At 63.3% G+C, this 10,201-nt stretch carries 12 protein-coding genes; 7 read left to right on the top strand and 5 right to left on the bottom strand.

All coding sequences use genetic code 11. The features are described from left to right. Window positions 1-67: 67 nt before the first annotated feature. On the top strand, window positions 68-607 hold the full coding sequence (locus tag ACIQ3Q_RS19300; RefSeq protein WP_396270827.1) for a transposase: 540 nt from the start codon (window positions 68-70) through the stop codon (window positions 605-607). Between the two features lie 351 nt (window positions 608-958). Here the strand turns inward: ACIQ3Q_RS19300 and ACIQ3Q_RS19295 are convergent, their stop codons facing one another. Beyond that, the gene (locus ACIQ3Q_RS19295; protein ID WP_396270826.1) at window positions 959-1,114 is read right to left on the bottom strand and encodes a hypothetical protein; all 156 of its coding nucleotides are present in this window, start codon (window positions 1,112-1,114) and stop codon (window positions 959-961) included. A 344-nt stretch (window positions 1,115-1,458) separates the two neighbouring features. Then, entirely contained in the window at window positions 1,459-2,259 is an 801-nt protein-coding gene (locus ACIQ3Q_RS19290) for an exodeoxyribonuclease III (RefSeq protein ID WP_396270825.1), read from the bottom strand. 17 nt (window positions 2,260-2,276) lie between these two features. Here ACIQ3Q_RS19290 and pyrE point away from each other — a divergent pair, with 17 nt between their 5' ends. From pyrE to ACIQ3Q_RS19275, 3 genes are read left to right on the top strand one after another with little or no spacing between them, the layout of a single operon-like run. Beyond that, window positions 2,277-2,951 (top strand): orotate phosphoribosyltransferase, encoded by a 675-nt coding sequence (gene pyrE, locus ACIQ3Q_RS19285; RefSeq protein WP_396270824.1) that lies wholly within the window; start codon window positions 2,277-2,279, stop codon window positions 2,949-2,951. 1 nt (window position 2,952) lies between these two features. After that, window positions 2,953-3,618, top strand: a complete 666-nt coding sequence (locus ACIQ3Q_RS19280) for a hypothetical protein (RefSeq protein WP_396270823.1) — start codon at window positions 2,953-2,955, stop codon at window positions 3,616-3,618. Next, entirely contained in the window at window positions 3,615-3,932 is a 318-nt protein-coding gene (locus ACIQ3Q_RS19275) for a hypothetical protein (protein ID WP_396270822.1), read from the top strand. The genes ACIQ3Q_RS19280 and ACIQ3Q_RS19275 overlap by 4 nt, the downstream gene beginning before the upstream one ends. Before the next feature lie 43 nt (window positions 3,933-3,975). On the opposite strand, the gene gatB is transcribed toward ACIQ3Q_RS19275, so the two are convergent. From gatB to gatC, 3 genes are read right to left on the bottom strand one after another with little or no spacing between them, the layout of a single operon-like run. Continuing rightward, window positions 3,976-5,430: an Asp-tRNA(Asn)/Glu-tRNA(Gln) amidotransferase subunit GatB gene (gene gatB / locus ACIQ3Q_RS19270; RefSeq protein WP_396270821.1), complete on the bottom strand. Its 1,455-nt coding sequence runs from the start codon at window positions 5,428-5,430 to the stop codon at window positions 3,976-3,978. 2 nt (window positions 5,431-5,432) lie between these two features. Beyond that, on the bottom strand, window positions 5,433-6,959 hold the full coding sequence (gatA, locus tag ACIQ3Q_RS19265) for an Asp-tRNA(Asn)/Glu-tRNA(Gln) amidotransferase subunit GatA (protein ID WP_396270820.1): 1,527 nt from the start codon (window positions 6,957-6,959) through the stop codon (window positions 5,433-5,435). Further along, window positions 6,959-7,258 (bottom strand): Asp-tRNA(Asn)/Glu-tRNA(Gln) amidotransferase subunit GatC, encoded by a 300-nt coding sequence (gene gatC, locus ACIQ3Q_RS19260; protein WP_396270819.1) that lies wholly within the window; start codon window positions 7,256-7,258, stop codon window positions 6,959-6,961. Before gatC ends, gatA begins: the two co-directional genes overlap by 1 nt. Window positions 7,259-7,628: 370 nt before the next feature. On the opposite strand from gatC, the gene ACIQ3Q_RS19255 reads away from it, so the two are divergent. Genes ACIQ3Q_RS19255 through mreD form a run of 3 tightly spaced genes read left to right on the top strand, consistent with a single transcriptional unit; the run spans window position 7,629 to window position 10,174 of the window. Further along, the gene (locus ACIQ3Q_RS19255) at window positions 7,629-8,672 is read left to right on the top strand and encodes a rod shape-determining protein (protein WP_210805567.1); all 1,044 of its coding nucleotides are present in this window, start codon (window positions 7,629-7,631) and stop codon (window positions 8,670-8,672) included. 54 nt (window positions 8,673-8,726) lie between these two features. After that, window positions 8,727-9,656, top strand: a complete 930-nt coding sequence (mreC, locus tag ACIQ3Q_RS19250; RefSeq protein WP_396270818.1) for a rod shape-determining protein MreC — start codon at window positions 8,727-8,729, stop codon at window positions 9,654-9,656. After that, window positions 9,653-10,174 (top strand): rod shape-determining protein MreD, encoded by a 522-nt coding sequence (gene mreD / locus ACIQ3Q_RS19245; RefSeq protein WP_396270817.1) that lies wholly within the window; start codon window positions 9,653-9,655, stop codon window positions 10,172-10,174. Before mreC ends, mreD begins: the two co-directional genes overlap by 4 nt. Window positions 10,175-10,201: the final 27 nt, after the last annotated feature.

Below are 10,201 nucleotides of genomic sequence, written 5' to 3'. Positions count from 1 at the left end.
ACTCGCTCAGGACAGCTCTGGCCTGAAGTAGCGGCCAGCTTCGAATCGGCCAATGATCACATGAGACGTGACAGCTAATTCGCATCGCCCTTCCTGGTTCGGCACCAAGCTCAGCAAAGCTCAACTGGTGAGCCTGGGGTCTGAGAAGCTGGCATTGTTCTTTCAAGGTGCCGCGACGATGTCGATCAATCGAGTGAAATTTCAGAGTGGGATGTGGGTTCACGACTTTGCTGATCGCTTTGGGAGTGAGGCGCAATGTTGTCGTGCGCTGGAACTTCTGCCCTGGCTAAACGGGTTTCACTGTCCCCGCCGTGATGGGCAAGAACACTACCGCATCGGTCAGGGTGGTCGGGTCTTGGTGCAGTGCCGCACTTGCCGCCATCAAACCTCGCTGACGGCGGGCACGATGATGGACAGAAGCAAGTTGCCAATGCACAAATGGTTCTTGGCGACGTATCTGTTGCGCCAAGCGAAGACTGGGTTGTCCTCTTTGGCTCTGATGCGTCCATTGGGGGTCTCGTACCGGACTGCCTGGACGGTGAATCAAAAGATCATGTTGACCAAGGCGCAGTGCAATGACACAGCACCTTTCAGCGGCGATGTGTAGGTTGATGATGCTTATCTGGGTGGCGAGCGGCCGGGCTTAGGTGGCCGAGGCTCGCCCAATAAGGTGCGCTTTGTCGCTGCGGTCTCGATCACAGAGCAAGGTGTGCTTGTACAGATCAAGATGTCGCCCGTGCCTGGCTTTGCTCAAAACTCCGTGGCGCACTGGACGCGCCAAGATCTTCCAGTTTGTTGAGCGATGGATTGAACTGCTTTGCAGGCGTCATCGATGCTCGTTGCGCCTACTCTTTCATCGGCGCGAACCAACGCAAGCCGCGTGAACTGTCTGCCTTCACATGGGTGAACACCATCCTGGGCGACTTCAAGACTGCCATCTCCGGCGCTCACAAGCACTTCAAGTTTCAAAGTAGCAACCCCATACTTTGAGGCCTTCCCATACAGGATCAACCACCGCCTTGATCTCCGCGCTTTGGTCATCCAGCTCCTTGCCGACATGGTGCGGGCGACCCCATTGCCTCAGCGTGCGACCCAGGGCTTGGCTGAGGGTCATGCCTAAACAGACAGTGTCTTGGACCTGCTCGGGGTTGGGTCGAAGCGATGTGTTCTCATTCCCAGTTCATTCAGAGTGGGGCAGTTCGCACCTGCTTCACGGCGGAGTGCACCTAGGCGCTGCATGCCAACGCGGATGCGGCGTACGTCCCCGGCTCTGAGTGACGGAAGAACCGATTGAGTCGGCCGTCAATCACACGGGTGTCATGGTGCTCAAGGCCGGCCGAGACAAGGTCCAGGTGGCCGTCGGTCAGCAGCCCTAGGATGAAAGGCTGCTTCATCCTAGGCGCACGATCGTCACTTGCCACACCGCCCGGCCCTTGATCGGTACGTCTCGGATTTGCATCACAGGCTGAAACCGTACTCCACCGTCAGCGGCGCATGGTCGCTGAACTTCTGCTGTTTGTAGATGGCGGCCAAGTGGGCGTGCTCCGCCAGGGCGGGTGTGGCCAAGTGGTAGTCCAGGCGCCAGCCCACGTTCTTGGCATAAGCCTGGCCCCGGTTGCTCCACCATGTGTAGCACTCGTCGGTGGTGCTGGGGTGCAGGCGGCGATAGACGTCCACCAGGCCACCCTGGGTGGGGTCCAGAAGTTGGGTCAGCCAGGCGCGTTCTTCCGGCAGGAAGCCGCTGTTCTTGAGGTTGCCCTTCCAATTTTTCAGGTCCGCCTCACGGTGGGCGATGTTGAGGTCGCCCACCAGAATGAACTCGCGCTCGGCGCGCAAGGCTTGCAGGCGCGGGGCCATGGCGGCCAGAAAGCGGAACTTGGCTTGCTGGCGCTCTTCACCCGACGAGCCGCTGGGAAAGTAACAACTGATGAGGGACAGCTTGCGACCAGGTTTGTCGAAGCGCAGCTCCACCCAGCGGCCTTCGTCGTCGAACTCCGGCACGCCGATGCCCCGGATCACGTCGCTGGGTTGGTGGCGGGTGTAGAGCCCCACACCGGAGTAGCCCTTTTTCTGGGCAAAGTGGAAGTAGCCTGGCATCTGAGCCACTTGCTCAAAACGGCCCTCAATGTCGGCCGCTTGCGCTTTGACCTCCTGGACGCCAATACAATCAACAGCAGCTTGTTCGGCCCACTCCACGAAGCCTTTGGTGGCTGCTGAGCGGATGCCGTTGAGATTAAGCGTGACGAGTTTGAAACCCACTTGACGAATCCTTCGCAATGACAACGACCCCGCACACCGACGCCCTGGCTCAGGAATTCGTGAAGTTTTCGGTCGATGCGGGGGTTTTGCGCTTCGGCGAGTTCACGACCAAGGCAGGTCGGCTGTCCCCCTACTTCTTCAACACCGGTTTGTTTGACGACGGTGCCAAGCTGATGAGGCTGGGCGAATTCTATGCACGGCGGCTCATTGCCTCTGGCCTGGAGTTCGACATGCTGTTTGGCCCGGCCTACAAAGGGATCACCTTGGCGGCTGCGGTGGCCATTGGCTTGGCCAAAGAGGGCAAGAGCGTGCCCTATGCCTATAACCGCAAAGAGGCCAAGGACCATGGCGAAGGCGGTACCTTGGTGGGGGCCCCGGTCAAGGGCCGGGTGCTGATCATTGACGATGTCATCACCGATGGTGCCTCTAAACGCGAGGCCGCCGACATGATCCGCGCAGCAGGCGCCACCCCGGTGGGCGTTGCCATCACCATGGACCGCCAAGAGCGCGCCAAGGACGACCCGGCCAACCCCCGCTCGGGCGTACAGTATGTTGAGCAAGAGGTGGGCTTGCGGGTGGTGTCTATTGCCACGCTGGCCGACCTGATGGCCTTTCTCGCCACCACCGGCGACGAGACCCTGCGCGCTAACACTGAGCGGGTGGCCGCCTACCGCCAGCGCTACGGCATTTGAGATGAACGCTCCCCGGTTCGCCTTCACCGCTGCGCTCCTGCTGGCTGCGCTGTGGGTGAACGCGTCATGGGCACAAGCACCGGCGCCCGCGCCAGCGCCCAAAATATTCAGCTGCATCGACAAGAATGGTCGGCGCCTCAGCTCTGACCGTCCCATTCCGGAGTGCCAAAGCCAAGAGCAGAAACTCTTGAACCGCGATGGCTCGGTGCGTGCGATTACCCGTCCCCTAGCCAGCCCCGAGGAATTGGCGCGGCTGGAGGAGCAAAAGCAAGCAGCACTGCAAAGCCAAGCGCAGCAAGACGAGGCCTTGCGCAAAGAGCGACAGCTGCTGCGCCGCTATCCCCACGAGCAAGCTCACGCCCAAGCCCGCGCAAAGGCGCTGGAGCCGGTGCTGCGCCAAATGGGCGAGTCCAAGACGCGACTGCAGGCTTTGGAGCGTGAGCGGGACGCACTGTTGCAGCAGATCAAGATCGAGAAAAATCCGTCGGCGGCTTCGGGTTTCCGTCAGCGCCTGGAAACCAACGGCGCCGCCCTGGAGGTGCAATCGGCCGTGTTGCGAGACCGCGAAACCGAGCGCGACCGCATGAACCAGCGGCTTGACCAAGAGCTGGCCCAACTTAAAACCTTGTGGCCTGCATTGGGCGCTGTGTCTGGAGCCAAACCATGAGTCACCGCTTGGCACCTTGGGGTGCACTGCTCTGCTTGTCTCTGTGTGCGCCCTTGGCGCAGGCCGGGTCCGCGCGCTACCAGTGCGACGGTGGTGTGATGTTGCAAGCCGATCTCACTCCGCGAGCCGGACGGGTGCTGGCCGGGCAGACGTGGTGGGCCGTCAAGCGCCTGCGCGAGCCCACCGTGCGCTATCGCGATGCCAAAAAGACGGTGACGTTGGCCTTGATGGGCCGCCGCGCCACTTGGCAAGAGGGCGAAGGCCCCGTTTTGAACTGCGAGCTGGTGCTGCCGGACTTCGTGCACAAGTTCTGAAGCCCCGCCCCAGCACGAGGCTGGGGGCGGTCTTGGGGCGTGCTCAAGCGCCCAGTTTGCGCTTCAGCAACTCACCGGCCTGTGCCGGGTTGGCCTTGCCCTTTGAGGCCTTCATCACCTGGCCGACCAAGGCATTGAAGGCCTTCTCTTTGCCTGCGCGGAACTCCTCCACCGACTTGGCATTGGCGGCCAAGACCGTGTCGATGATGGCTTCCAGGGCCCCCGCATCATTGGACTGACGCAAGTCTTTGGCGTCGATGAGGGCGTCAACGTCAACGCCCTCACCCAGCCAGAGGGCGTCGAAGACTTGACGAGCCGAATTGTTGGAGAGGGTGCCGTCTTGGATGCGGGAGATCAGCGTGGCCAGCACCGTCGGGGCCACGGGTGATGTGTCGATCGCGCGGCCTTCTGTGTTCAGCCGTTTGCTGACCTCGCCCATCAGCCAGTTGGCCACCAGCTTGGGCGCCTTGCAGGCGTCACGAGCGCTTTCGTAGTAGCGGGCAAACGCCAGGCTCTGCGTCATCATCGTGGCGTCATAGACCGCGAGGCCATCGTCGCTGACGAAACGTGCGGCCATCGCACGCGGCAACTCCGGCATCTCGCCCTTCACGCGTTCTACCCACTCAGGCGCAATCACCAGCGGTGGCAGATCCGGGTCAGGGAAGTAGCGGTAGTCGGCCGAGTCTTCCTTGCTGCGCATGGCGCGGGTCTCGCCCCGGTCGGGGTTGTAGAGCACCGTGGCTTGTTGGATCTTGCGGCCGTCCTCGATCTCGTCGATCTGCCAGTTGACCTCGTAGTTCACCGCGTCCACTAAGTAGCGGAAGCTGTTGAGGTTCTTGATCTCGCGACGCGTGCCATAAGGGTTGCCGGGCTTGCGCACCGACACATTCACGTCGCAGCGGAAGGAGCCCTCTTGCATATTGCCGTCGCAAATGCCCAGCCACATCACCAAGGCATGCAGGGTCTTGGCGTACTCAGCTGCTTCGGCACCAGAGCGCATGTCGGGCTCAGAGACGATCTCCAGCAGCGGGGTGCCGGCGCGGTTCAGGTCGATCCCCGACTGGCCGTGGAAGTCTTCATGCAGGCTCTTGCCCGCGTCTTCTTCCAGGTGGGCGCGGGTGAGCTGCACGGTCTTTTTGACATCGCCCACAAAAAACTCGACCTGCCCGCCCTGCACCACCGGGATCTCGAATTGGCTGATCTGGTAGCCCTTGGGCAGGTCAGGGTAGAAGTAGTTCTTGCGCGCAAAGATGGACAGTGGCGCCACCTTGGCCCCGACGGCCAAACCAAAGCGAATGGCGCGCTCGACCGCCGCGCGGTTGAGCACCGGCAGCGTGCCCGGCAGCGCCAGGTCCACCGGGCTGGCCTGGGTGTTGGGCTCGGCGCCAAAAGCGGTGGACGAGCCCGAGAAAATCTTGGAAACCGTCGAGAGTTGGACGTGGTTTTCCAGGCCGATCACGACCTCGTACCCACGCACGAGTTGAGAAGTGTTGGACATGATCAGATTCCTGCGGGGGCTTGGGTGTGCCAATCGGTGGCTTGCTGCAGCGCATGCGCGGTGTGCAGCAGTTGGCCTTCCGCGAAGTAGTTGCCGATGAGCTGCAGGCCCACGGGCATGCCGCGAGGCGTGCCCCCTGCCGATGACGGCATATTCCCCGCACCAAAGCCCGCCGGCACGCTCATGCCAGGCAAGCCGGCCAGCGACGCGGGCAGGGTGAAGATGTCGGCCAAATAGGCTTGCAGCGGGTCGCCGCCTTGCTCGCCGATCTTCCAGGCCACGGTGGGGGCCACGGGGCCGGCGATCACGTCGCACTGGGTGAAGCAGCGCTGGAAGTCGTCGGCAATCATGCGGCGCAGTTTTTGCGCCTGCAGGTAGTAGGCGTCGTAATAGCCGTGCGAGAGCACATAGGTGCCGATCATGATGCGGCGTTTAACCTCAGCGCCAAAGCCCTCGGCGCGGGTCTTTTTGTACATGTCCAGCAGATCGTCGTATTGGGCGGCGCGGTGGCCAAATTTGACGCCGTCAAAACGGCTGAGGTTGGAGCTGGCCTCGGCGGGGGCAATGATGTAGTAGACGGGGATCGACAACTCGGTGCGGGGCAGGCTCACATCCACCAAGGTGGCGCCCAGCTTTTCCAGCTCGGCCAGGGCGTTGCGCACGGCACCGTTGACGTCGGCCGCCAAGGCGGCAGGGAAGAACTCTTTGGGCAAGCCGATGCGCAAGCCCTTGAGCGGCTGGCTGGCGTTCGCACCCTCACGGGCGCTCAACATCTGCGCGTGGAAATTTTGGGCGGGCCGCTCGGCGCTGGTGGCGTCGCGCTCGTCAAAGCCGCTCATCGCAGACAGCAACAGCGCGCAATCTTCGGCGCTGCGGGCCATGGGGCCGGCTTGGTCCAGGCTGGACGCAAAGGCGATCATGCCGTAGCGGCTGCACACCCCATAAGTGGGCTTGATGCCGGTGATGCCGCTGAAGCTGGCGGGCTGGCGGATGGAGCCTCCGGTGTCGGTGCCGGTGGCGGCGGGCAGCAGGCGCGCCGCCACGGCGGCCGCAGAGCCGCCTGAGGAGCCGCCGGGCACGCGCTGGGTGTCCCAGGGGTTGTGCACCGGCCCGTAGGCTGAATTCTCGTTAGCCGAGCCCATGGCGTACTCGTCGCAATTGAGCTTGCCCAGCGACACCGCACCGGCGGCTTTGAGCCGGGCCACCACCGTGGCATCAAAGGGGCTGCGGTAGTGGGCCAACATCTTGGAGCCGGCCGTGGTGGGCATGTCGGCGGTGACGAAGATGTCCTTGTGGGCCAGGGGCACACCAGTCAACGCGCTGGATTGGCCGCTGACGCGGGCTGCATCGGCGGCGCGGGCGGCGCTGAGGGCCGCGTCGCCGTCCAGGTGCAAAAAGCAGCCCAAAGGCGCTAGGGCCTGGGCGCGGGCCAGCAGGTGCTGGGTCACTTCAACGCTGGAAACGGTCTTGTCGGCCATGGCCTGGGCCAAGGCTGCCACGCCCAGATGATGCAGGTCTTGGGCGCTCATCATTCGATCACCTTGGGCACGAGGAACAGGCCGTCTTCCACGGCCGGGGCGCTGGCTTGGTTGCGGGCGCGTTGGTTGGCCTCGGTCACGGCATCCTCCCGCAGGCGCAGGTGGATTTCCTGGACGGCGGAGAGGGGCGTGTAGAGCGGCTCAACGCCTTGGGTGTCAACCGCGCTCATTTGCTCGACGATGCTGAAAAAGCCGTTGAGCTGGGTGAGCATGGCGTCGGCTTCTTGGGGGGAGATGTCCAGCCGCGCCAGATGGGCGATCCGGCTCACATCCGTGGGGGTGAGTGCCATGGGGGAAGTGCCTTGGAAGGTGCAGTGTCAGGTCGAGGGCACATTGCCTTGGCAAAGTGCCGCCAAGTGGGCTGTAAAGCCCGCTTGGAACCATGAAAAAAGGGCCAGAACCCCACGGGCATTGTGGGGCGTTAGGGTATTATCTCCGGTTATCCACACCCTGCCTGGCAGCGTTGCTGCGAGGGGCTCCAAGGCCCTTTTGGCAGCCTGCAAACAGGGCTTGGTGTGGGGGTACGTCGGGCCCCGCTGCTGCAAAACCGTCGCCACAACCGTCTTCCATTCATGCGCCTTGAGGTTTTGAGCCTACTTTGCCCTGGTCCTGGTCCAGCGCTGGCTCGTCCATCAGGGCGCCACTGTCATCGAAACATCCATGTTCGCATCTCTGCGCCGTTACTTCTCCACCGACCTGGCCATTGACCTGGGTACCGCCAACACACTGATTTACGTGCGTGGCAAAGGCATCGTGCTGGACGAGCCCTCCGTGGTCTCCATCCGCCACGAAGGCGGCCCTAGCGGCAAGAAGACCATCCAAGCTGTCGGCCATGAAGCCAAGGCCATGCTGGGCAAGGTGCCTGGCAACATCGAAGCCATCCGCCCCATGAAGGACGGCGTGATCGCCGACTTCACGGTCACCGAGCAGATGCTCAAGCAGTTCATCAAGATGGTTCATCCGCGCTCGGTGCTCAAGCCCAGCCCCCGGATCATCATCTGCGTGCCCTGCGGCTCCACCCAGGTCGAGCGCCGCGCCATCCGCGAGTCGGCCCTGGGTGCTGGTGCTTCCGAGGTCTACCTGATTGAAGAGCCGATGGCGGCTGCCATTGGTGCGGGCCTGCCGGTTTCTGAGGCTTCGGGCTCCATGGTGGTCGACATCGGTGGCGGCACCACCGAAGTGGGCGTCATCAGCTTGGGCGGCATGGTCTACAAGGGCTCCGTCCGCGTGGGCGGCGACAAGTTCGACGAAGCCATCATCAACTACATCCGTCGCAACTACGGCATGTTGATCGGTGAGCCTACGGCCGAATCCATCAAGAAGCACATTGGCTCGGCCTTCCCGGGCTCTGAGGTGCGGGAGATGGAAGTCAAGGGCCGTAATTTGTCTGAAGGCGTGCCGCGCAGCTTCACCATTTCGTCCAACGAAATCCTGGAAGCTCTGACCGACCCGCTCAACCAGATCGTCTCGGCCGTCAAAAACGCGCTGGAGCAAACCCCGCCTGAGCTGGGTGCCGACATCGCTGAGCGCGGCATGATGCTGACCGGTGGTGGTGCTTTGCTGCGCGACCTAGACCGCCTGCTGGCCGAAGAAACCGGCTTGCCGGTGCTGGTGGCTGAAGACCCGCTGACCTGCGTGGTGCGGGGTTGCGGTATGGCGCTGGAGCGCATGGAGCGCCTGGGCTCGATCTTCACCTCGGAGTAAGCGGCCCGCCGCTGCGCGTTCTCTCACCCCTTTGTTGGCCTTTGGCCGACCGCCATGTCTCTCGGCACGCTTGAACGCTCACCGCCGCCGTTTTTCAGGCAGGGCCCCTCGGCCCTGACCAAGGTCGTCTTTTTCTCTGCCTTGGCGCTGTTCCTGATGGCCGCCGATTCCCGGTTCACCTTGACCCAGCCTCTGCGCGCGGCCATGGCGACCGTGCTGCTGCCTGCCCAGCAAGCCCTGAGCTTGCCTGTGGCCGCCTACCGACAGGCGGGCGACTACCTGCAAGGCTTGGAGGCCGCCCGCGCTCAAGAAAACGCCATGAGCGCCAAGCTGGCGCAGCAGGCCGAGCGCTCTTCTCGCGCCGACCGCTTGGTCGAAGAGAACACGCGTTTGCGTGCCTTGCTGGAACTGCGCCCGCAGGTCACCGTCAAGTCCCAGCCGGCTGAGGTGCTGTACGAGGCCCCCGACGCTTATTCGCGCAAGATCTTCCTGGACCGGGGCTCTCAACATGGTTTGGTCGCGGGCTCGCCCGTCATCAATGAGCAGGGCGTTCTCGGGCAGGTGACCCGGGTCTATCCGCTGTCTGCCGAAGTGACCTTGCTGGTGGATAAAGACGCGGCCATTCCGGTGCTTAATCCGCGCACGGAACACCGCAGCGCAGCCTTTGGCACCGGCGATGGCCGCGCCATGGAGCTGCGCTTCATGGCCAGTAACGACGATGTTCAGGTGGGCGATGTGCTGATCACCAGCGGCGTCGATGGCGTGTATCCGCAGGGTTTGCAAGTGGCCCGCGTCGCCAAGGTGGACACCCGGGGCGACACCTCGTTTGCGCGTATCAGCCTGACGCCCACCGCCCCGCCCGATGGCGTGCGCCATGTGTTGGTGCTGGAGCCCCTGGCCCTGCACCAGCCGCCCCGGCCGCAAGAGCCCGCCGAGCCCGAACGCAGCACCAGCCGGCACGGCCGGGTCGGAGGCCGCAAATGATCATGCGACGCAGCTCAGACCAGCTCTTGCTGCCCGTCAACCCGGTGTTTTTGTGGCTCAGCCTGTTTGTGGCCATGGGCCTGAACATGGTGCCGCTGGGCCATGCACCCGTTTTGCCGGATGTGATGGCCCTGGTGCTGGTGTTCTGGAACGTGCATCAACCGCGCCGGGTCGGCGTGGGGGCCGCCTTTGTGTTTGGCTTGCTCATGGATGTCCACGCGGGCTCTTTGCTGGGCCAGCACGCGCTCTCCTACACCTTGCTGAGCTTTCTGGCCATCACCATTCACCGGCGGGTGTTGTGGTTCAGTTTGTTCGAGCAAGTGCTGCATGTGTTGCCGCTGTTCTACGCCTCGGCCTTGGTGGCCCTGGCCGTGCGTCTGTTGGCGGGCGATGGCTTCCCGGGTTGGGGCGTGCTGATCGCCCCGGCGCTGGAGGGCTTGCTCTGGCCGGTGCTGACTTGGCTGCTGCTGGCGCCCCAGCGCCGCCCGCCCGATCCGGACAAGAACCGACCGCTATGAGCACGCCTGTGCGGATGCGGCTTGGGC

Origin of the sequence: Ideonella sp., assembly GCF_044358605.1 — a bacterium.
Classification (GTDB): domain Bacteria; phylum Pseudomonadota; class Gammaproteobacteria; order Burkholderiales; family Burkholderiaceae_C; genus Ideonella.
Note: the sequence above shows the minus strand (reverse complement) of the source record. Positions and strands in the feature narration are given on the sequence as shown.